The 20,126-nt window shown below is 61.4% G+C and carries 22 protein-coding genes and 2 pseudogenes; 21 read left to right on the top strand and 3 right to left on the bottom strand.

Annotated features, from left to right (window positions below; all coding sequences use genetic code 11):
• From IQK56_RS16385 to IQK56_RS16300, 18 genes and pseudogenes are all read left to right on the top strand, one after another.
• Positions 1-146 (top strand): annotated as a pseudogene (locus tag IQK56_RS16385) (phosphate acyltransferase PlsX); the annotation flags it as partial.
• Between the two features lie 126 nt (positions 147-272).
• Positions 273-1,211 carry an ACP S-malonyltransferase gene (gene fabD, locus IQK56_RS16380; protein WP_193862332.1) on the top strand — a complete coding sequence of 313 codons (939 nt, stop codon included), beginning with the start codon at positions 273-275 and terminating at the stop codon, positions 1,209-1,211.
• Positions 1,212-1,244: 33 nt separating this feature from the next.
• Positions 1,245-1,988: a 3-oxoacyl-ACP reductase FabG gene (gene fabG / locus IQK56_RS16375; protein ID WP_150677016.1), complete on the top strand. Its 744-nt coding sequence runs from the start codon at positions 1,245-1,247 to the stop codon at positions 1,986-1,988.
• Between the two features lie 191 nt (positions 1,989-2,179).
• Positions 2,180-2,416 (top strand): acyl carrier protein, encoded by a 237-nt coding sequence (acpP, locus tag IQK56_RS16370; protein WP_003175607.1) that lies wholly within the window; start codon positions 2,180-2,182, stop codon positions 2,414-2,416.
• A 127-nt stretch (positions 2,417-2,543) separates the two neighbouring features.
• Positions 2,544-3,788, top strand: coding sequence for a beta-ketoacyl-ACP synthase II (gene fabF, locus IQK56_RS16365; RefSeq protein WP_122306481.1), 1,245 nt, complete (start codon positions 2,544-2,546; stop codon positions 3,786-3,788).
• Complete coding sequence (gene pabC / locus IQK56_RS16360) at positions 3,788-4,603, top strand: aminodeoxychorismate lyase (RefSeq protein ID WP_193862333.1); 816 nt, start codon at positions 3,788-3,790, stop codon at positions 4,601-4,603. Before fabF ends, pabC begins: the two co-directional genes overlap by 1 nt.
• A 1-nt stretch (position 4,604) precedes the next feature.
• Positions 4,605-5,726, top strand: coding sequence for an endolytic transglycosylase MltG (gene mltG / locus IQK56_RS16355; protein WP_122307288.1), 1,122 nt, complete (start codon positions 4,605-4,607; stop codon positions 5,724-5,726).
• Positions 5,727-5,745: 19 nt separating this feature from the next.
• On the top strand, positions 5,746-6,378 hold the full coding sequence (tmk, locus tag IQK56_RS16350; protein WP_112196499.1) for a dTMP kinase: 633 nt from the start codon (positions 5,746-5,748) through the stop codon (positions 6,376-6,378).
• Positions 6,371-7,360, top strand: a complete 990-nt coding sequence (locus tag IQK56_RS16345; RefSeq protein WP_193862334.1) for a DNA polymerase III subunit delta' — start codon at positions 6,371-6,373, stop codon at positions 7,358-7,360. Before tmk ends, IQK56_RS16345 begins: the two co-directional genes overlap by 8 nt.
• A gap of 63 nt (positions 7,361-7,423) precedes the next feature.
• A complete protein-coding gene (locus IQK56_RS16340) occupies positions 7,424-8,209 on the top strand; it encodes a TatD family hydrolase (RefSeq protein ID WP_122307286.1) in 786 nt (261 codons plus the stop codon).
• A 448-nt stretch (positions 8,210-8,657) separates the two neighbouring features.
• On the top strand, positions 8,658-9,326 hold the full coding sequence (locus IQK56_RS16335; protein ID WP_193862335.1) for a TetR/AcrR family transcriptional regulator: 669 nt from the start codon (positions 8,658-8,660) through the stop codon (positions 9,324-9,326).
• A 113-nt stretch (positions 9,327-9,439) separates the two neighbouring features.
• Complete coding sequence (locus tag IQK56_RS16330; protein ID WP_122307285.1) at positions 9,440-10,408, top strand: GTP 3',8-cyclase MoaA; 969 nt, start codon at positions 9,440-9,442, stop codon at positions 10,406-10,408.
• A 113-nt stretch (positions 10,409-10,521) separates the two neighbouring features.
• On the top strand, positions 10,522-11,127 hold the full coding sequence (locus IQK56_RS16325) for a DUF4823 domain-containing protein (protein ID WP_122307284.1): 606 nt from the start codon (positions 10,522-10,524) through the stop codon (positions 11,125-11,127).
• A 27-nt stretch (positions 11,128-11,154) separates the two neighbouring features.
• Positions 11,155-11,714 (top strand): annotated as a pseudogene (locus IQK56_RS16320) (DUF1285 domain-containing protein).
• 70 nt (positions 11,715-11,784) lie between these two features.
• The gene (locus IQK56_RS16315) at positions 11,785-12,498 is read left to right on the top strand and encodes a GntR family transcriptional regulator (RefSeq protein WP_193862336.1); all 714 of its coding nucleotides are present in this window, start codon (positions 11,785-11,787) and stop codon (positions 12,496-12,498) included.
• Entirely contained in the window at positions 12,495-13,496 is a 1,002-nt protein-coding gene (locus tag IQK56_RS16310; RefSeq protein ID WP_150761908.1) for an ADP-ribosylglycohydrolase family protein, read from the top strand. The genes IQK56_RS16315 and IQK56_RS16310 overlap by 4 nt, the downstream gene beginning before the upstream one ends.
• 79 nt (positions 13,497-13,575) lie before the next feature.
• On the top strand, positions 13,576-15,042 hold the full coding sequence (locus IQK56_RS16305) for a purine-cytosine permease family protein (protein ID WP_193862337.1): 1,467 nt from the start codon (positions 13,576-13,578) through the stop codon (positions 15,040-15,042).
• Positions 15,035-15,952 (top strand): PfkB family carbohydrate kinase, encoded by a 918-nt coding sequence (locus tag IQK56_RS16300; protein WP_193862338.1) that lies wholly within the window; start codon positions 15,035-15,037, stop codon positions 15,950-15,952. Before IQK56_RS16305 ends, IQK56_RS16300 begins: the two co-directional genes overlap by 8 nt.
• Before the next feature lie 59 nt (positions 15,953-16,011).
• Here IQK56_RS16300 and IQK56_RS16295 read toward each other — a convergent pair whose 3' ends face one another.
• The 3 genes from IQK56_RS16295 to IQK56_RS16285 form a co-directional block, all read right to left on the bottom strand.
• Entirely contained in the window at positions 16,012-16,272 is a 261-nt protein-coding gene (locus IQK56_RS16295; RefSeq protein ID WP_122307279.1) for a hypothetical protein, read from the bottom strand.
• Between the two features lie 51 nt (positions 16,273-16,323).
• Entirely contained in the window at positions 16,324-16,662 is a 339-nt protein-coding gene (locus tag IQK56_RS16290) for a hypothetical protein (RefSeq protein WP_099587157.1), read from the bottom strand.
• Positions 16,663-16,747: 85 nt separating this feature from the next.
• Positions 16,748-17,944 carry an MFS transporter gene (locus tag IQK56_RS16285; RefSeq protein ID WP_193862339.1) on the bottom strand — a complete coding sequence of 399 codons (1,197 nt, stop codon included), beginning with the start codon at positions 17,942-17,944 and terminating at the stop codon, positions 16,748-16,750.
• A gap of 186 nt (positions 17,945-18,130) precedes the next feature.
• Between IQK56_RS16285 and IQK56_RS16280 the strand changes: the two genes are divergently transcribed.
• The 3 genes from IQK56_RS16280 to IQK56_RS16270 form a co-directional block, all read left to right on the top strand.
• Positions 18,131-18,610, top strand: a complete 480-nt coding sequence (locus tag IQK56_RS16280; RefSeq protein ID WP_010208407.1) for a GNAT family N-acetyltransferase — start codon at positions 18,131-18,133, stop codon at positions 18,608-18,610.
• 153 nt (positions 18,611-18,763) lie between these two features.
• Positions 18,764-19,585 carry an SDR family oxidoreductase gene (locus IQK56_RS16275; protein ID WP_099587155.1) on the top strand — a complete coding sequence of 274 codons (822 nt, stop codon included), beginning with the start codon at positions 18,764-18,766 and terminating at the stop codon, positions 19,583-19,585.
• A gap of 35 nt (positions 19,586-19,620) precedes the next feature.
• Positions 19,621-20,126: substrate-binding domain-containing protein (locus IQK56_RS16270; protein ID WP_193901755.1), on the top strand; the 506-nt coding region annotated here is incomplete at its 3' end.

Below are 20,126 nucleotides of genomic sequence, written 5' to 3'. Positions count from 1 at the left end.
TTCTCGGGTTGCAGGGCATCGTGGTGAAAAGCCATGGTTCGGCCGGCGTGGAAGGTTTTCAAAGTGCGATTGCGCGGGCCTTGATCGAGATTCAGGAGAACCTGCCGCAACGCTTGCACGGACGTCTTGAGGATCTGTTGCCTTAGGCGAATTGGCCCCGGAGTGCTTAAATGTGACCGGCCAGTTCAATTGACCATCCAATCTGTCAGTTTCGTGCGCTCCCACAGTCGGTGCGCGCATTTTTGACGACCAGATCATTAGGGGCTTGTTACATGTCTACATCCCTCGCATTCGTCTTTCCAGGGCAGGGTTCGCAGTCCCTCGGCATGTTGGCCGAGCTGGGCGCGCAATACCCGCTGATCCTGGATACTTTCAAGGAAGCTTCCGAGGCCCTGGGTTACGACCTGTGGGCGCTGACCCAGCAGGGGCCGGAAGAGCAGCTCAATCAAACCGATAAAACCCAGCCGGCCATCCTGACCGCTTCGATCGCCCTGTGGCGCTTGTGGCTGGCCGAAGGCGGCGCGCGCCCGGCATTCGTCGCCGGTCACAGCCTGGGTGAATACAGCGCCCTCGTTGCGGCGGGCAGCCTGACTCTCGCTGAAGCGGTCAAGCTGGTCGAGCGCCGTGGTCAGCTGATGCAGGAAGCCGTTCCGGCCGGGCAGGGCGGCATGGCTGCCATCCTCGGTCTGGACGATGCCGTGGTGATCGAAGTCTGTGCCGAAGCGGCCCAGGGCGAAGTTGTCAGCGCGGTGAATTTCAACTCCCCTGGCCAGGTGGTGATCGCCGGTGCCAAGGCGGCAGTCGAGCGTGCCATCGAAGGCTGCAAGGCCCGTGGCGCCAAGCGTGCGCTGCCGTTGCCGGTGAGCGTACCGTCCCACTGCGAATTGATGCGCCCGGCGGCCGAGCGGTTTGCTGAGTCCATTGCGGCCATCAACTGGCAGGCGCCGCAGATCCCGCTGGTGCAGAACGTCAGCGCGGCCGTGGCCGCCGACCTCGACACCCTCAAGCGCGACCTGCTGGAGCAGCTCTACAAGCCGGTACGCTGGGTTGAGTCGGTCCAGACGTTGGCCGCCAACGGCGCCACCGAGCTGGTTGAGTGTGGGCCGGGCAAAGTCCTGGCCGGCCTGAACAAGCGTTGCGCGGACGGCGTGTCGACTGCCAACCTGAATACCCCGGATGCCTTCGCTGCCGCTCGTGCGGCACTGGCCTGAACTCAGAACCCTGAAGAATTAGGAGAAGCCTGCATGAGTCTGCAAGGTAAAGTTGCACTGGTTACCGGCGCGAGCCGTGGCATTGGCCAGGCGATCGCCCTGGAGCTGGGCCGTCAGGGCGCCGTCGTGATCGGCACCGCCACTTCCGCTTCGGGCGCCGAGCGTATCGCCGCGACCCTGAAGGAAAACGGTGTTCAAGGCACCGGCCTTGAGCTGAATGTGACCAGCGATGAATCCGTGGCGGCTGTGTTGGCCGAGATCACTGCACAGTTCGGCGCACCGGCTATTCTGGTGAACAATGCCGGTATTACCCGCGATAACCTGATGATGCGCATGAAAGACGACGAGTGGTACGACGTGGTCGATACCAACTTGAACAGTCTGTTTCGCCTGTCCAAGGGTGTTTTGCGCGGCATGACCAAGGCGCGTTGGGGCCGAATTATCAATATTGGCTCCGTAGTGGGTGCCATGGGCAACGCAGGCCAAGTAAACTACGCAGCCGCCAAGGCCGGTCTGGAAGGTTTCAGCCGTGCGTTGGCACGTGAGGTCGGTTCGCGGTCGATTACGGTCAACTCGGTGGCCCCAGGGTTCATCGACACCGATATGACCCGCGAACTGCCGCAAGCACAGCGTGAAGGCTTGCTGACGCAGATTCCGCTGGGCCGTCTGGGCCAGGCTCAAGAGATCGCGAATGTGGTCACTTTCCTGGCATCCGACGGTGCGGCATACGTGACTGGGGCTACAATCCCGGTGAACGGCGGGATGTACATGAGTTAATTTGTGACGGATCGCTTCAAAAAAATGTCATACGAGCTGTCTAAAATCCGTTATAAAGCTGCAACTTAATTTATAGGCAGGTGGCGGACCGGGTACAGGGTGAAGCTTTCAGTTGAAAAGCTGAAAAGGCTTTCTATACACTTACCCACTGGCCAGCTGCCTGAATTTGTCCATTAGGAGTTAAACAAGGTATGAGCACCATCGAAGAGCGCGTCAAGAAAATCGTTGCCGAGCAACTGGGCGTTAAGGAAGAAGAAGTGGTCAACACTGCTTCCTTCGTAGAAGACCTGGGTGCCGATTCCCTTGACACCGTTGAGCTGGTGATGGCTCTGGAAGAGGAATTCGAGACCGAGATCCCGGACGAAGAAGCTGAAAAAATCACTACTGTTCAAGCTGCTATCGACTACGTTACTAGCCACCAGGCGTAATAGTTTGTAGTCGTCGCTTGCTGTTAGGGAAAACCGCACTGCTGTAACGGCGTGCGGTTTTTTCTTTAGCGCTGATGAAAAAGTAAGCTCTGAAGCAAAGTGTCGTCATTAGAAAAAGGAGAGTGCTGTGTCGCGTAGACGCGTCGTAGTCACCGGTATGGGTATGTTGTCGCCACTGGGTACGGATGTGCCGAGCAGTTGGCAGGGCATTCTGGCTGGCCGCAGTGGTATTGGTCTGATCGAACACACGGACCTTTCTGCCTATTCCACCCGTTTTGGCGGCTCGGTAAAGGGTTTCAATGTCGAGGAATATCTCTCGATCAAGGAATCCCGCAAGCTCGACCTGTTCATTCAATACGGCCTGGCAGCCGGTTTTCAGGCGGTGCGTAACGCCGGCCTGGAAGTCACCGACGCCAACCGTGAACGCATCGGCGTGGCCATGGGGTCGGGTATTGGCGGTCTGACCAATATCGAAGAAACCAGCCGCACGCTGCATGATTCCGGCCCTCGTCGAATTTCACCGTTCTTCGTGCCTGGCTCGATCATCAATATGATTTCCGGTTTCCTGTCTATCCACCTGGGTGCACAGGGGCCTAACTACGCCATTGCTACGGCGTGCACCACGGGGACTCACTGCATCGGCATGGCGGCGCGCAACATCGCCTATGACGAAGCTGACGTGATGATCGCCGGTGGTGCTGAAATGGCTGCCTGCGGCCTGGGCATGGGGGGCTTCGGCGCGTCCCGTGCATTGTCGACCCGCAATGACGAGCCGACCCGTGCCAGCCGTCCGTGGGACAAGGGCCGTGACGGCTTCGTACTGTCCGACGGCGCCGGTGCCCTGGTGCTGGAAGAGTTGGAACACGCCAAGGCGCGTGGTGCGACCATCTACGCCGAGTTGATCGGCTTTGGCATGAGCGGCGACGCCTACCACATGACCTCGCCGCCGTCTGACGGTGCCGGCGCTGCGCGCTGCATCGCCAACGCCCTGCGTGATGCCAAGGTCAATGTCGACCAGGTGCAGTACATCAACGCCCATGGCACTTCCACGCCGACCGGTGACTTGGCGGAAGCCGAGGCCATCAAGTCGGTGTTCGGCGAGCACGCCTACAAGCTGGCGGTCAGCTCCACCAAGTCCATGACCGGCCATCTGCTGGGTGCGGCGGGCGCGGTCGAGGCGATCTTCAGTGTGATGGCCATCAAGGACCAGGTCGCTCCGCCGACCATCAACCTGGATGAGCCGGACGAAGGCTGCGACCTGAACTTCGTGCCGCACGAGCCGCAACAGATGCCGATCGACGTGGCAATCTCCAACTCGTTCGGGTTTGGTGGCACCAACGGTTCCCTGGTGTTCCGCCGGTACGCCGAGTGATGCACAGCTGGGTCGACGGTCAGCCAGCGGACAGCGTGCCCCTGAAAGATCGCGGCCTGGCGTATGGCGATGGCCTGTTCGAGACCATTGCCGTCAAGGCCGGGCAGCCCGTGCTGCTCGACCGCCACCTGCAGCGCCTCGGTGAGGGCTGCAGGCGTTTCGCTTTCGAGGTGGATCACGGTGTGATCCGCAACGAAATACTTTCCTATGCCGCCGCCCTTGGCGACGGTGTCCTCAAATTGATCCTGACCCGTGGCGACAGTCTGCGCGGTTATGGCGTCAATCCCGGCGCACCGGTGCGCCGTATCCTGCAGGGCAGTCCGCCCGCGACCTATCCCCACGCTCATGGAACCGAAGGCATCCGCCTGTTTCCGTGTGCGACCCGCTTGGCCGAGCAGCCGCTGCTGGCCGGTCTCAAGCACCTCAACCGCCTGGAGCAGGTGATTGCCCGTGCCGAGTGGCAAGATGTCGAGCACGCCGAAGGCCTGATGCTGGATATGTCCGGGCGTGTGATCGAGGGCGTATTCAGCAACCTTTTCCTTGTATGCAACGGTTTGTTACTAACCGCCGATCTGACTCGTTGCGGGGTTGCTGGTGTCATGCGCGCCGAGATCCTGGACCAGGCACAAGCGCTGGGTATCGCGCTGGCCGTGGCTGACATCACTGTCGAGCAGTTGCAGCAGGCCGACGAAGTCTTCGTCTGCAACAGCGTATATGGCATTTGGCCGGTGCGCGGCTGTGCGGCGATGAGCTGGCCGGTTGGGCCGCTCACCCGTAAACTGCAGGGCATTGTTCGCGCACTATTGGATATTTGAGTTGATACGAAAACTGGTTGTACTGCTGCTGATTGCGCTGTTCTCGGCGGCTTTGCTGTTGGGGTTTTCCGCCTGGAAATACGACGCTGCCTTGAAGCAGCCGCTGAACCTGACCCAGGAGCAGTTGCTCGATGTGCCGGCAGGGGCGACCCCGACCGGCACCTTTAATCGCCTCGAAGCAGACGGCGTGCTCGACGGCGCGTTCTGGCTGCGTCTTTACTGGCGCTTCAACCTTGACGGCCAGCCACTGCACAGCGGCGAATACCGCATGACGCCCGGCATGACCGCCGAAGGCCTGATCGGCCTGTGGCAGCGTGGCGAGGTGGTGCAGTACAGCCTGACCCTGGTGGAAGGCTGGAACTTTCGCCAGGTGCGCTCGGCCCTGGCCAAGCATGAAAAGATCGTGCAGAGCCTCTCCGGCCTGAGTGACAGCGAAGTGATGGACAAGCTCGGCCACCCTGGCGTGTTTCCTGAAGGGCGGTTCTTCCCGGATACCTACCGCTTCGTGCGTGGCATGACCGATGTCGAATTCCTGAAAAAAGCCTACAACCGCCTGGACGATGTACTCGCTCAGGAGTGGAGCAAGCGCGCCGCCGATGCGCCGTACACCGACCCTTACCAAGCGCTGATCATGGCCTCCCTGGTGGAAAAAGAGACCGGTGTGCCGCAAGAGCGTGGCCAGATTGCCGGCGTATTCGTGCGCCGCCTGAAGATCGGCATGCTGCTGCAGACCGACCCTACGGTGATCTACGGCCTGGGTGAGCGTTACAACGGCAAGTTGACCCGTGCTCATCTCAAGGAAGCCAACCCTTACAACACCTATATGATTGCCGGGCTGCCGCCGACGCCCATCGCCATGGTCGGCCGCGAGGCGATCCATGCCGCGTTGAACCCGGTGCCGGGCAGCAGCCTGTATTTCGTCGCCCGTGGCGATGGCAGCCATATTTTCTCCGATGACCTGGGTGCGCATAATGCCGCCGTGCGTGAGTTCCAGCTCAAGCGCCGCGCCGATTACCGCTCCAGCCCGGCGCCGGTGGTCACGCCGCCGGAAGATGTAGCGCCGCCAACGGATGCTCCCGCCGAGCCCGCGCCGGACACCACCGCGCCGCAAAGCCCGCAATGACTCTGACTAAGGACTGCCTGTGACTGGCTTGTTTATTACCCTGGAAGGCCCCGAAGGCGCCGGCAAGAGCACCAACCGCGATTACCTGGCCGAGCGTTTGCGCGCGCAAGGGATCGAGGTGGTGTTGACCCGTGAGCCCGGCGGTACGCCGCTGGCCGAGCGCATCCGCGAAGTGTTGCTGGCCCCAGGCGAAGAACAGATGAACCCGGACACCGAGCTGCTGCTGGTGTTCGCCGCCCGTGCGCAACACCTGGCCGAAGTGATACGCCCGGCCTTGGCACGCGGTGCCGTGGTGATTTGTGACCGGTTTACCGATTCCACCTACGCCTACCAGGGCGGCGGCCGCGGCTTATCCCTGGAGCGCATCGCCACCTTGGAAACCTTCGTGCAGGGTGATCTGCGCCCAGACCTGACCCTGCTGTTCGACCTGCCGGTGGAAGTGGGCATGGCCCGCGCCAGTGCCCGTGGTCGTCTCGATCGCTTCGAGCTGGAAGGCCAGGCGTTTTTCGATGCGGTGCGCAGCGCGTTCCTCAAACGTGCCCATGCAGAACCTGCGCGGTATCACCTGTTGGACGCAGCCCAGCCGTTGACCCAGGTGCAGCAGGCCATCGACGGCCTGATGCCAACGCTGTTGGAGCGCGCCCGTGGCTGAAGCCTACCCGTGGCAGGACAGTCTCTGGCAGCAATTGGCCGGTCGTGCCCAGCACGCCCACGCTTATTTGCTGCACGGCCCAATCGGCATTGGTAAACGCGCCCTTGCCGAGCGTCTGATGGCCAGCTTGCTGTGCCAGCGCCCGGTCAACCTGGAGGCCTGCGGCGAGTGCAAATCGTGCCTGCTGCTCAAGGCCGGCAGCCATCCCGACAATTACTTGCTGGAGCCTGAGGAAGCCGACAAGGCGATCAAGGTCGACCAGGTGCGTGATCTCGTCAGCTTCGTGGTGCAAACCGCGCAGATGGGTGGGCGCAAGGTGGTGCTGATCGAGCCGGTGGAGGCGATGAACATCAACGCCGCCAACGCCTTGCTCAAAAGCCTTGAAGAACCCTCCGGCGACACTGTGCTGCTGCTGGTGAGCCATCAGTCCAGCCGCCTGTTGCCGACCATCCGCAGCCGCTGCGTGCAGCAGGCTTGTCCGTTGCCAAGCGAGGCGATGAGCCTGCAATGGCTGGCGCAGGCACTGCCGGACTGTTCCGCAGATGAGCGCGTCGAACTGCTGACCCTGGCTGCCGGCTCGCCCCTGGCCGCCGTGAAGCTGCAAGCCCAGGGTGTCCGTGAACAACGTGCGCTGGTGGTGGAGGGCGTTAAAAAACTGCTCAAGCAGGAAATGTCCGCGACCCAACTGGCCGAAAGCGCCTGGAAAGACATCCCCCTGTTGTTGCTGTTCGACTGGTTCTGTGACTGGTCGAGCCTGATCCTGCGCTACCAGTTGACCCAGGATGAAAATGGCCTGGGCCTGCCGGACATGCGCAAGGTGGTGCAGTACCTCGCGCAGAAAAGTGCCCAGGACAAGGTGCTGGCTATCCAGGACTGGATCCTCGCCCAGCGCCAGAAAGTCCTCGGCAAGGCCAACCTCAACCGTGTGCTGTTGCTTGAAGCGCTGCTGGTGCAGTGGGTGGGCCTGCTCGGCCGCCGTTAATTTCCGTGGCCGACGGGTGTATCGTCGGCCAGACCCTCTCCGTGACTCAAGTTGTAACTTCCTATGCTCGTAGATTCCCATTGCCACCTTGATCGCCTTGACCTCGCCCAGCACGGCGGCTCCCTCGACGCCGCCCTGGACGCTGCTCGCCAGCGTGGGGTAGGGCACTTCCTGTGCATCGGCGTCAGCGCTGACAACGCCGCCGACGTCAAAGCCCTGGCTGATCGTTATGCCGACGTGGATTGCTCCGTGGGCATCCACCCGCTGGACCTCAAGCCCGGCGAAGCCCCGGCCCTCGACTGGTTGCTCGGCGAACTCAACCACCCACGCGTGGTGGCCATCGGCGAGACCGGCCTGGACTACCACTACGAACCCGAAGCCGCCGAGTTGCAGCAGGCATCCTTCCGCCTGCACCTGCAAGCCGCCCAGCAGACAGGCAAACCGGTGATCGTCCACACCCGTGGCGCCCGTGCCGACACGCTCACGTTGCTACGCGAAGCCGCGTTGCCACAGGCCGGCGTATTGCATTGCTTCACCGAGGACTGGGACATGGCCAAGGCTGCCCTTGACCTGGGGTTCTATATTTCCTTGTCGGGCATCGTCACTTTCCGCAATGCCGACGCCCTGCGCGATGTGGCGCGCCAAGTCCCGGCCGATCGCCTGTTGGTGGAAACCGATTCGCCGTACCTGGCGCCCATCCCCCATCGTGGCAAGCCGAACCTGCCGGAGTATGTGCGTGATGTGGCGGAATTTCTGGCGATGCTGCGAGGTGAGTCCTACGAGCGTTTTGCCGAGCAGACTACCGAGAACTTCAAGCGTCTGTTTCCACTGGCTCACGTTGCTGCGTAGGCCCACGCTCAAATCGCAGGCAAAAAAAACCCGGGTTCTGGGGGGTGAATCCGGGTTAAGACCATTAGGAGTAAAACAAGGGCACACAGTCCGTCGGTACCCAGGTCGGCGCTTCACTTGGGGGAGATGTCACGCCGACAGTTCAAGTATTGATCAGTATCCGATTCAGTCCAGTCGCGACTGATCGTTTTTTAAACAGATTTGGAATACAGGCGCTTCGCTTGAGTTCTCATTGCGCCGGTGCACGGGTGCAGTTGTTGCGTATTATTTCTGACTGATAGCCATGAAATCGTTGGCACTCTGAAAGTAAAGTGCGTCGCGGGTTCACATAGGCGTTGCCCAACGACCGTTCAGTCGGGATAATCCCTCGCACTGGGTAAATCGTATCGCCATGTATTCGTGGCCCTGCGCAACCCTCCCTATTCCGACCTTTGCAGACCTCTTCCTCATGCACAAAGAACCCCGTAAGGTCCGTGAGTTTCGCCGCCGTGAGCAGGAGATTCTCGACACCGCACTCAAATTGTTCCTCGAACAAGGCGAAGACAGCGTCACCGTCGAGATGATCGCGGATGCCGTGGGTATCGGCAAAGGCACCATTTACAAACACTTCAAGTCCAAGGCCGAGATCTACCTGCGCCTGATGCTCGACTACGAGCGCGATTTGAACGAGCTGCTGCACTCGGCCGATGTCGACAAGGACAAGGAAGCGCTGTCCCGCGCCTACTTCGAGTTCCGCATGCGCGACCCGCAGCGCTACCGCCTGTTCGACCGCCTCGAAGAGAAGGTCGTCAAGGGCCATCAGGTGCCGGAGATGGTCGAGGAACTGCACAAGATCCGCGCCTCGAACTTCGAACGCCTGACCCTGTTGATCAAGGGCCGCATCAGCGAAGGCAAGCTTGAAGACGTACCGCCGTACTTTCACTACTGCGCCGCCTGGGCGTTGGTGCACGGCGCCGTGGCGCTGTACCACTCGCCGTTCTGGAGCAATGTGCTGGAAGACCAGGAAGGGTTCTTTCAGTTCCTGATGGACATCGGCGTGCGCATGGGCAACAAGCGCAAGCACAGCACCGAGCCTGCAGTTGTAGACTCTGCGCGTGTTGAGACGCCGGCGTCGTAATCTTTACTGCCAGGCGTAGTACCCCAGGAATATACTCAGGCAAGGACCTTGCTAAAAGCTGATTTATCAGTCAGCTTTTAGCGCGCCCGAATCATCCTCTGCCGGAGTGATCCATGATCGTTGATCGTCAAGGCAGGCGTTTTCGCAATTTGCGGATCAGCCTGACCTCAGCCTGCAATTACGCGTGTACCTACTGCGTGCCCAACGGCAAGCGGCTGGTGGCTGCCCAGGACGAACTCTCGGCCGAGGCCATGGCCCGTGGCGTGGCTTACCTGATCGAAGCGGCGGGCATCGACCGCCTGCGCATCACGGGCGGCGAGCCGCTGGTCAGCCCCAAGCTGGAAGCCTTTATGGGCGCAGTCGGTGGCATGGGGCTCAGCGATATCAGCCTGACCACCAACGGCCAACTGCTGGCGCGCAAACTGCCGCTGCTGGTGGATGCCGGCATTCGGCGCATCAATGTCTCCCTCGATACCCTGGACGCCGCTGCCTTCCGCAGCATCGCCCGTGGCGGCGACCTGGCCACCGTGCTTGATGGCATGGACCAGGCCCGCGCCGCTGGAATCAAGATCAAGGTCAACATGGTGCCGTTGCGCGGCCAGAACCTGGACCAGGTCATGCCGCTGCTCGACTACTGCCTGGAGCGTGGTTACGAGCTGCGCTTTATCGAGTTGATGCGCATGGGCCACCTGGCCAAGGACTCCAATGCGTTCCTGCAACAATTCGTCAGCCTGCAGCAACTGCTCAGCCTGATCGGCGAACACCACGAATACCTGCAAGCCAATGCCCCGGTTGACGCAACTGCAGTTCGCTACGAGGTGCCGGGCAAGGGCTACTTTGGCGTGATCGCCAATGAAAGCGTGCCGTTCTGCCGTACCTGCTCGCGGTTGCGTCTGTCGTCTACCGGCTGGCTGCATGGTTGCCTGTCGTCGAGCAACCGACACTATGTCGGCGACCTGCTCGACAAACCGCGCCACCAGGCGCTGCCGGCGCTGCAAGGATTGCTGATGAAAGCCCTGGGCGACAAACAGGAAGTGGCGTTCTCGGGTGGTGCCACCATCATGAAGATCATCGGCGGCTGACGCTATCCCGAGATTACAGATCATCCAATGTGGGAGTTGCCCTCAAGCTGGCGCAGAACCTGCATCTCACGCCCATTCGCCGGTTTTCCGTCACCGGCTTCTGGAGGATTAGGATGCGTAGTCTGGTTTTGTTGCTGGCGTCGTTGACGCTGAGTGGTTGCATGACCGTCAGCGATATGGCCGAAGGCACCCGCTATCAGATGAGCGATGCCGGGTTGCTCGACCACAGCGATACCCGCCGTACGGCGTCGGTTCGCATACAGCCGGACTCCTTTGTCTTCATCGCCCAGGGCGCCTTCGTGCCGCCGGGCAGCGCCTATCCGCGGCCGAACGTGGTAGCCGAGGAAGCCTTCAACGGCTTCGTCGAATACTTCCCCATGGTGCGCCGCGCCCGTCAGCCCGAGGGGCTGGAGCAGGCGATGGCCGAAGCCCGTGCGGCCGGTGCCCACTACCTGCTGTACTGCCGATTCGCCAAGGCGGATGACCGAATCGGCAACGCCGATGAGTGGGCCGATCAAGAGGCCCTGGACCGGGTTGGGCTGGACAGCGGCGTGATCCAGATCATGTTGATCGAGACCAGCACCCAGTATTTGATTGATACTGCACGCATTCGCAGTCGTGGCGGTTTACTGACGTTCCACGACAATCGGCCACAAGACCTGATTGCCCGCCCGCTCGCGCAGTACGCCCGAGGCCTGCTGGGCATGAGTGATCAGTAGGGCCAGATCAAAAAAAGGGAGAACCTCATGACCGATTCCGCCAAGGCCAACGACCTGTTGGCCCAGTTGCCCAAAGGCAAGGGACGGCGCCGGTGCACCTGTGGAACCCGGATTTCTGCGGCAATATCGACATGCGCATCGCCCGCGATGGCACCTGGTTCTACCAAGGCACGCCCATCGGGCGAAAGCCGATGGTCAAGTTGTTCTCCAACATCATCCGCCGCGACGGCGATGACTATTTCCTGATTACTCCCGTGGAAAAAGTCGGCATCACCGTCGATGATGCGCCCTTTGTCGCGCTGACCCTCGACGTCGAAGGGCAGGGCGAACGCCAGTTGCTGCGCTTCACCACCAACGTCGATGAACAGATCGAAGCCGATATCGAACACCCGCTGCGGGTGGTCATCGACCCCGTCACCCAGGAACCTGCGCCCTATCTACGGGTACGCACCAACCTCGAAGCCCTGGTGCATCGCAACGTGTTCTACCAATTGGTCGAGCTTGCTGTCAGTCGTCCGATCAACGGTCAGAACTGGCTGGGCGTCTGGAGCGGCGGCGAGTTTTTCCCGATTGGCCTGGAGCCCTGAGGCCGCTTTTTTCATCTCCCTGAAATAATTCGCTTGCTGCATAAGGACTGTTTCGGTTATCAATTTGTACATGATTAGACATGTCCGATTTGATAAGAAAAAACGCGTCGTCGACGAGCTCATCCGCCGTATCGAGGGTGGAGTGATGGCCGACGGTTTCCTGCTGCCGGGCGAGCATCAGCTCGCCGAGGAGTTTGCGGTCAGCCGCGGCACCCTGCGCGAAGCCCTGGCCGAACTCAAGCGGCGCAATTACATCGCGACCCAGAGCGGGGTCGGCTCCATCGTCACGTTTGACGGCATGGTGCTCGATCAAAACAGCGGGTGGGCACAAGCTCTGGCGGACACCGGTGCATTGGTGACCACCGATATCCTGTGCCTGGAAGCGGTGACGCGCCCCGATCTGTTCAGCCGGTTCGGCACCGAGCGCTTTATTGCCCTCGACCGTCGCCGGCGCACCAGCGATGGCACTGCTGTATCCCTGGAACGTTCGCTGATGCCCGAGTCCGGCGGCCTGGAAAGCCTGCCCCGTGTCGGCCTGATCGACAATTCCCTGACCATCACCCTGGCGGCCTACGGCTATGTCGGCGCTGAAGGGGACCAGTGGATAGGCGCCGAACCCCTCAGCGATGAAGATGCCCTATTGCTCGGCCGCCCGGCGGGCAGCGTGTTCCTCAAGGCCTCGCGCACCACCTACGACCGACGCGAGCGTTTTATGGAACACGTCGAAAGCTTGCTCGACCCTCTGCACTTTCGCCTGCACCTGCAATTTGGATCTTCGAAATGACCCCGGATACTCGCGCCCTCGGCGCTTTCTACGGCCTCGCGTTGGGCGATGCCCTGGGCATGCCCACTCAGTCCCTGAGCCGCGAGCAAGTGCGACAGCGCTTCGGTGCGATCACCGCCCTGGAAGATGCCGGTGCCGACCAGCCCATCGCGCCGAACATGCCCGCCGGTTCCATCACCGATGACACCGAACAGGCAATTCTGGTCGGCGAGTTACTGGTCGAAGGCCAAGGCAACATCGAACCCACTGTGCTCGCCCAGCGCCTGATCGACTGGGAAGCGGTGATGCGTGCCAAGGGTTCCCAGGACCTGCTCGGCCCGTCGACCAAACGCGCCATCGACATGATCCTGGCCGGGCATACCCCGGAGGAATCCGGGCGCTACGGCACCACCAATGGTGCCGCCATGCGCATCACCCCCGTGGGCATCGCCGCCGATGTCAGCGACCCGGCAGCGTTTATCCAGGCGGTGATCCAGGCGTGCCAGGTCACCCACAACACCACGCTGGGCATCTCCAGTGCGGCGGCAGTGGCGGCAGTGGTGTCCGCTGGCGTCAACGGTGCGGACCTCGGCGAAGCCTTGAACATCGGCACCCAGATCGCCCAGCAGGCGGAAGGCCACGGTCATTGGATTGCCGGCGGGCGTATCTCCACCCGCATCAGTTGGGCGCGCACCTTGAGTGTCGGCAGTGGCGACACCGCGCTGTTTGCCGACCTGCTCTACGAATTGATCGGCACCTCCGTGGCCTCCCAGGAATCGGTGGTGGTGTCGTTTGCCCTGGCCCAGCAAGTGGCGGTGGGGGATATGAACGCATTCGAGGCCCTGTGCCTGGCCGCCAGCCTTGGCGGTGACACCGACACCATCGCGGCGATTCTGGGGGCGATGCTCGGCGCTTGTCTGGGCATGCAGTGCTGGCCTGCGGCAATGATCGAACAGGTCAGGGCCGTGAACGGGTTGGACTTGCAGCCGTTGGTTGAAGAGTTGTTGAAACTGCGCTGAGTCAGGACGACCGGGAATACCGCTTCACCTTGCATACCTGCCACAACCACAACAATACAGGCACCAGGAGCACCCCCTCATGAGCAGCACATCTTCCGGCCAAAACGCCGGGCAATTGGAAACACGCGGCATCGAACCGGTCCCCGAAGGCGAGTGCAATGGCCACCCGCTGCAACTGTTCTGGGTGTGGTTCGCCGCCAACATCAGCATCCTCGGCCTACCGCTGGGCGCGACGTTGGTGGCGTTCCGGGGCCTGGCGATCTGGCAGGCAATCCTCGTCGCAATCCTCGGCGCCGCCGGCTCCTTCGCGGTGGTGGGCATCATCTCCATCGCCGGCCGTCGTGGCCGTGCGCCGAGCCTGACCCTGTCCCGCGCCATCTTCGGCGTGCGCGGCAATATCGGCCCGACGCTGGTGTCACTGATGTCGCGCCTGGGCTGGGAAACCGTCAACACCACCACCGCCGCCTTTGTGCTGCTGTCGTTGTGTTCGATTCTGTTCGGCTCGCCAGTCGAGGCCAAAAGCGCGCCGGTGCTGACCCTGATCTTTATCGCCATCTTCGTGCTGCTGACCCTGTCCGTTTCCGGCCTGGGCCACGCCACCTTGCTGGTGATCCAGAAGTGGGCCACCTACGTGTTCGGTGCGTTGAATATTCTGGTGGGCGGCTTCCTGTGCGCCACCATCGACTGGAGCGCCGTGTTCAACGCCACGCCGGCACCGCTGAGCGCAATGATCATCGGCGTCGGCACCATGGCCGCCGGCACCGGTATCGGCTGGGCCAACGCCGGTGCCGACATGTCGCGCTACCAGCACCGCAGCGTCAAGGCCGTGCGCCTGGTGGCATCCGCCGCGTTTGGTGCGGGGATTCCACTGGTGCTGCTGATCACCCTCGGCGGCCTGCTGTCGGTGGGCAACAATGACTTGGCCTCGGCCACCGACCCAATCATCGCGATCCGCGACATGCTGCCCACCTGGATGGCTGTGCCGTACCTGATCACCGCGTTCGGCGGGTTACTGCTGTCGAACAACCTGTCGGTGTACTCGGCCGGCCTCACCACCTTGACCCTCGGTTTGAAGGTCAAGCGCGTGCACGCGGTGATCGTCGACATCGTCGCGATCTTTGCTGGCTCGATCTACTTCATGCTGATCGCCGACAGTTTCTACGGCCCGTTCATCACCTTCATTTCGTTGCTGGCGGTACCGATCACCGCATGGGTCGGGATCTTTGTGGTCGACCTGATCCATCGTCACTACTACAGCCCCAAGGATCTGCTCGACGTCAGCCCAAGCAGCGCCTACTGGTACCGTGGTGGTGTGGAATGGCGTGCGTTTGGCGCCTGGGCCGTGGCGATTGTCCTGGGTTTCAGCTTCACCACTATTGGCACCACCGCCGAGAACATCTGGTTCGCCGGGCCGTTGTCCGACTCCTGGCTGGGCCACAACGGCCTGGGCTGGATCGTCACCTTCCTGGTGGCAGGCGGGATTTATGCCGTACTGGGCGGCGCGGCTGATCGTCGCCCGGCGTTAGTAGAGAGCCCCAATGTCTAGATTGCTGCACACCGGCCAGGTCATCGTCGACCTGGTCATGGCCCTCGATACCTTGCCCGCCAGCGGCGGCGACGTGCTGGCGCAATCGGCCAGTTTCGAAGCCGGTGGCGGCTTCAATGTGATGGCGGCGGCGCGACGCAACGGGTTGCCGGTGGTTTACCTGGGACGCCACGGCGATGGCCGTTTTGGCGACCTTGCCCGTGCGGCGATGCAGGCCGAAGGCGTGGAAATGGCCCAGGCGGCGAGTGAGGGCAAGGACACCGGGTTGTGTGTCTCGCTGACCGAAGCCACGACCGAGCGCACCTTCATCTCCCATATCGGCGTTGAAGGCGACTTGAGTGCCGAGGACCTGGCTCGGGTTGTCCCGCTGGCTGACGATTATGTGTATGTCAGCGGCTACAGCCTGTTGCTGGAGGGCAAGGCCCAGGCCTTGCTCGACTGGTTGCTGGGTTTGCCGCGTGAGATCACCGTGGTGTTCGACCCGGGTCCGTTGGTTAAGGCGCCGGATTCGGCGCTGATGGTCGCCTTGCTGCCACGCATCGATATCTGGACCAGCAATGGCCCGGAAGCCTTGGCGTTTACCGGTGCGAAAACACTGGCGCACGCGTTGCTCGACCTCAACCGTCATCTGCCCGAAGACGCGCTGCTGGTGGTGCGTGATGGGCCCAATGGCTGTTGGGTCAGCCTTCAGGGACGCGCCGAACATGTGCCGGGATTCAAGGTGAAGGCGGTGGACAGCAATGGAGCGGGTGACGCGCACGCGGGGGTGTTTATTGCCGGGCTGGCTGCGGGTTTGAAACCTGCTGAGGCGGCGCGCAGGGCGAATGCTGCAGCGGCGCTGGCAGTCACGCGTTGGGGGCCTGCAACCTCGCCGGGCACCGAAGAAGTTGACGCTTTGCTCACCCAATAAACGCAGATCAAAAATGTGGGAGGGAGCTTTCCCCCTCCTACATTTGGTTTGCGTGAAGGCTACTGACGGGAGTCCAACTTACGCGCTTCATCCACCCCGGACGCCGTCAGCTTGATCGGCAGATTCAGTGAATATTCACCGGCATCGTCGGTGGTCACATGCCCATCCTTGATCAGCCCGCGGTCTTGCAGAAATGCCAACACACTGGCCACCTCTTTTTCGCCGCGGTAATTATCCAGCACCTCCTTGCCCAAACCTTGCGGGTGGGCGTGCAGCAGGCGGGTGAGGACTTCTTTTTCAAGGTTTCTATCGACGTTCATGCGTACCTCTTCACGGGGAAATGATCGGGTGTTCGTCTAACGGTCGAGGGCTCAAGGCGCAGGTTGTTTTGGCGCGCCCGGCAGGTTCGAGTCATCGCCTTTGTTGATCTTCGGCTCATTGACCGACGGGCCCATTTTGCCGTTGCCAACGGCCGCAGGTGCCTGGCGCTCGGTGTCATGCCCCTTGGTGTGCGGGTCGGCGCCGTTGGTGTTGTCGATGATGGCGCCGCCATTGGTATCCAGGCCGGTGCCCATGGATTTCTGCGATTCGGTGGTGGCGTCCGGCGTCGGATCGGTCGGGCCGGTGGTCGAGCTGGCAGCAATGGCGCTCAGCGAGGCAGCGGACAGCAGGCCGGTGAGGGCGAAGGCAGCAAACTTTGAAGGCTTCATGAGGATATCTCCATAGAATTAATGTCCTTACCCTCTATTGGTCAGCCGCCATTTGTTGATGGTGCCTGGGTGGCGACGAACGGTATCAGCCCACCTGTAAGATTTTGTGTGACGTTGCCCGACGCCAAATCAGACGCGCCACGCTGATCAACCAATTGCCCAAGGCCACGGCCAGCACGCTGAGCATCAGCGCCGGCAGACCGAAATCGACGATGATCCAGCCCGCCAGCCAGGGAAACCCGAAGACCCCGACAAAATACGCCAGGCTGAACAGCAGCAGCGCCTGGGACGTGGTGCCGGTTGGCGCCTCATTGGCTACCAAGCCGTTGATGACTGAATACGTCAGGCCGTATCCGACTCCCAGCGTCACGGCGGCCAACAGGTAACTCGCGTTGCCGCTGACGCCAAAGGCCAACAGCAGGATCGACCCCAGCATCACCCCGGACAGCACGCAGGCGGCCACATAGGCATCACGCTTGACCACATAGCCGGCGATCAACAGGCGGCTGCTAATCGCCGCACTGACAAAACCGGCAAAGAACAGCGAATAATCCAGCCCGTGGGCCGCCGCGTAGCTGGTCTGGAACGAAGACAAGCCGCCAAACACGCAACCCCCGAGCCCGACCATCACGATGGCAAACACCGCCCGTGAAGACAGCACGCGACGGCAGGCGCCCCAGGAAATTTTCGACACCGGCGCCGTGGCATGGCGTTTGAGTGCCGAGCCCAGCAACCAGAACATCACCACCCCGACCAGGCTGGCCAACGCGGCAATGTAGAAGGCGCTTGTCAGGGGCAGGCCCAGCGCATTGGCGGCCCGGCCCAGCAGAGGGCCGGAACCGATGCCGCTCATCATGCTGCCCGACAACAATGCGAAATATTTGGCGCGCTGCCGGGGCTCCACCAACATGGCCACGATGATTGGCCCTAAGGTGTAGAACACTCCCCAACCCAGTCCCAGGGACAATCCGAACAGCATCAACCCCTCACCAAACCCCGGCATCAACGCAAAGCCCAGGCACGCCACCACCAGCAACACGCCCATCCCTGCAATGGCCCGCGCCGCGCCCAAGGCATCCGCCAAGTGCCCGGAAAGCAGCACCGCGACGAAGGTGCTGAGCATCGCCGTGGAGATCACACTGCCGGCATCGTGTTCATTGCCACCGCGTGTATGAATCAGCAACGACAACAAAAACGTCGAGCCGTAAGACAGCGACAACAGGAAACTGGCGAGGCAAAACAGGGCGAACAGTTGGGTGCTCACCGGGGACGTGGACTGCATGGGGCCGCCTGGAGGTGGTTGGAATGATGGCCACTGTTTACCACGCACCTTGAGCGGGTTTGTTCTGTGGTTGCTGGTGCTTGCATCAGTGCCGGCCGGAGTAACGGCGCTATGCATGAAAATGCGCTGCAATCGGTCATCAAAGCGCCTTAGTATGTCGGCTTTGAAATTGCCCAAGGCTTGCCCATGACCATCGAGATTCGCCCCGCCGTGCCCAGCGATGCTGCGCAGATCCTGACGTTCATCACCGAACTCGCCGAGTACGAGAAAGCCCGGCATGAAGTGATCGCCAGCGTGGTGGATATCGAGCGCAGCCTGTTCAGCGAGGGCGCCACCGCCCATGGCCTGATTTGCCTGCGCGATGGCCTGCCGATTGGTTTTGCGGTGTTCTTCTTCAGCTATTCCACCTGGCTGGGCAGCAACTGCCTGTACCTGGAAGACCTCTACATCAACCCCGAGCAACGCGGTGGCGGCGCGGGCAAGAAGTTACTGCGCCACTTGGCCAAGATCGCGTTTGATAACGGCTGCGGGCGCTTCGAGTGGAGCGTGCTGGACTGGAACGAGCCGGCGATTGCGTTCTACAAATCCATCGGCGCCCAGCCACAGGAAGAGTGGGTGCGCTATCGCATGGAAGGTGATGCATTGCGCGATTTTGCCCTCGGCTGATGGTTATCCTGTCATAAAAAACCGGCCAATCCAAGGCGTTTTATAGCTAAGCTCACAATATGGGATGCAAATTTATATATTGAGATGTTTCAAGATCTGGGTTTATAGTCGGCGGCATCAGCACTCACTACCAAAAATAAAACAGGTGAAGCGATGCAGGCACAACCACTGTCACTCCCCGCCGTGCCCGAGCCCACTTACGGCGAGCGGCTCAAAGGCAAGGTGGTGATCATCACCGGCGCCGCCCAAGGCATTGGCGAGGCGATCGTCGCGTGCTTCCAGGCCCAGCAGGCGCGCCTGGTCATCGCCGATATCCAGGGCGAAAAAGTCGAGAAGGTGGCCGCCCATTGGCGCGAACGTGGCGCCGAAATTGTCGCGCAAGCCGTCGACATCACCTCAAAAGAGCAATGGCAGGCGTTGGTCAATGTGGCCATCGAGCGCTTCGGTCGCGTGGATGTGTTGGTCAACTGCGCGGGCGTCAACGTGTTCCGTGACCCCCTGGAAATGACCGACGAAGACTGGCGCCGCTGCTTCGCCATCGACCTCGACGGCGCCTGGTTTGGCTGCCGTACGGTGCTGCCGCATATGATCGAGCAGGGCATCGGCAACATCATCAACATTGCCTCCACCCATTCCAGCCACATTATTCCCGGTTGTTTCCCGTACCCCGTGGCCAAGCATGGCCTGCTCGGCCTGACCCGCGCCCTCGGCATCGAATACGCGCCCAAGGGCATTCGCGTCAACGCCATCGCGCCGGGCTACATCGAAACCCAACTCAACGTCGACTACTGGAACGGTTTTCCCGACCCTCACGCCGAGCGCCAGCGCGCCTTTGACCTGCACCCGCCCAAGCGCATCGGCCAGCCGGTCGAGGTGGCGATGACGGCGTTGTTCCTGGCCACCGACGAGGCGCCCTTTATCAATGCCACCTGCCTGATGATCGATGGCGGGCGGTCTGTGATGTATCACGACTAGAACTTGTAACGCTCAATAACAACAAGAGGTGGTTCATGTTCAAGAAAACACTTGGCACTCTGGCACTCGCCCTGGCGTTCAGCGGCGCAGTATCCGCCGAAGAAGTAAAGATCGGCTTCCTGGTCAAACAAGCCGAAGAACCCTGGTTCCAGACCGAATGGGCCTTCGCCGAAAAAGCCGGTAAGGAACACGGTTTTACCGTGATCAAGATCGCCGTGCCCGATGGCGAAAAAACCCTCTCCGCCATCGACAGCCTGGCCGCCAACGGCGCCAAGGGCTTTGTGATCTGCCCGCCGGACGTGTCCCTCGGCCCGGCCATCGTGGCCAAGGCCAAGCTCAATGGCTTGAAAGTCATGGCCGTGGATGACCGCTTCGTCGATGCCAAGGGCAATTTCATGGAGGACGTGCCGTACCTGGGCATGGCCGCGTTTGAAGTCGGCCAGAAACAGGGCGCCGCCATGGCCGCCGAAGCGAAAAAACGTGGCTGGGATTGGAAAGACACCTACGCGGTGATCAACACTTTCAATGAACTCGACACCGG

Origin of the sequence: Pseudomonas cyclaminis (genome assembly GCF_015163715.1) — a bacterium.
In the GTDB taxonomy this organism is placed as follows: Bacteria; Pseudomonadota; Gammaproteobacteria; order Pseudomonadales; family Pseudomonadaceae; genus Aquipseudomonas; species Aquipseudomonas cyclaminis.
The sequence above is the reverse complement of the archived record's forward strand: the minus strand, read 5'-3'. Positions and strand labels throughout refer to the sequence as shown.

Excerpts from the sequence above, each read along its gene's own strand:
- pabC (WP_193862333.1), top strand. The coding sequence starts at position 3,788 with ATGCACAGCTGGGTCGACGGTCAGCCAGCGGACAGCGTGCCCCTGAAA.
- IQK56_RS16290 (WP_099587157.1), bottom strand. The coding sequence starts at position 16,662 with ATGAAGCCTTCAAAGTTTGCTGCCTTCGCCCTCACCGGCCTGCTGTCC.
- IQK56_RS16295 (WP_122307279.1), bottom strand. The coding sequence starts at position 16,272 with ATGAACGTCGATAGAAACCTTGAAAAAGAAGTCCTCACCCGCCTGCTG.
- IQK56_RS16335 (WP_193862335.1), top strand. The coding sequence starts at position 8,658 with ATGCACAAAGAACCCCGTAAGGTCCGTGAGTTTCGCCGCCGTGAGCAG.
- IQK56_RS16305 (WP_193862337.1), top strand. The coding sequence starts at position 13,576 with ATGAGCAGCACATCTTCCGGCCAAAACGCCGGGCAATTGGAAACACGC.
- IQK56_RS16330 (WP_122307285.1), top strand. The coding sequence starts at position 9,440 with ATGATCGTTGATCGTCAAGGCAGGCGTTTTCGCAATTTGCGGATCAGC.
- IQK56_RS16325 (WP_122307284.1), top strand. The coding sequence starts at position 10,522 with ATGCGTAGTCTGGTTTTGTTGCTGGCGTCGTTGACGCTGAGTGGTTGC.
- IQK56_RS16280 (WP_010208407.1), top strand. The coding sequence starts at position 18,131 with ATGACCATCGAGATTCGCCCCGCCGTGCCCAGCGATGCTGCGCAGATC.
- fabD (WP_193862332.1), top strand. The coding sequence starts at position 273 with ATGTCTACATCCCTCGCATTCGTCTTTCCAGGGCAGGGTTCGCAGTCC.
- IQK56_RS16340 (WP_122307286.1), top strand. The coding sequence starts at position 7,424 with ATGCTCGTAGATTCCCATTGCCACCTTGATCGCCTTGACCTCGCCCAG.
- IQK56_RS16300 (WP_193862338.1), top strand. The coding sequence starts at position 15,035 with ATGTCTAGATTGCTGCACACCGGCCAGGTCATCGTCGACCTGGTCATG.
- fabG (WP_150677016.1), top strand. The coding sequence starts at position 1,245 with ATGAGTCTGCAAGGTAAAGTTGCACTGGTTACCGGCGCGAGCCGTGGC.
- IQK56_RS16310 (WP_150761908.1), top strand. The coding sequence starts at position 12,495 with ATGACCCCGGATACTCGCGCCCTCGGCGCTTTCTACGGCCTCGCGTTG.
- IQK56_RS16285 (WP_193862339.1), bottom strand. The coding sequence starts at position 17,944 with ATGCAGTCCACGTCCCCGGTGAGCACCCAACTGTTCGCCCTGTTTTGC.
- acpP (WP_003175607.1), top strand. The coding sequence starts at position 2,180 with ATGAGCACCATCGAAGAGCGCGTCAAGAAAATCGTTGCCGAGCAACTG.
- IQK56_RS16275 (WP_099587155.1), top strand. The coding sequence starts at position 18,764 with ATGCAGGCACAACCACTGTCACTCCCCGCCGTGCCCGAGCCCACTTAC.
- IQK56_RS16315 (WP_193862336.1), top strand. The coding sequence starts at position 11,785 with ATGATTAGACATGTCCGATTTGATAAGAAAAAACGCGTCGTCGACGAG.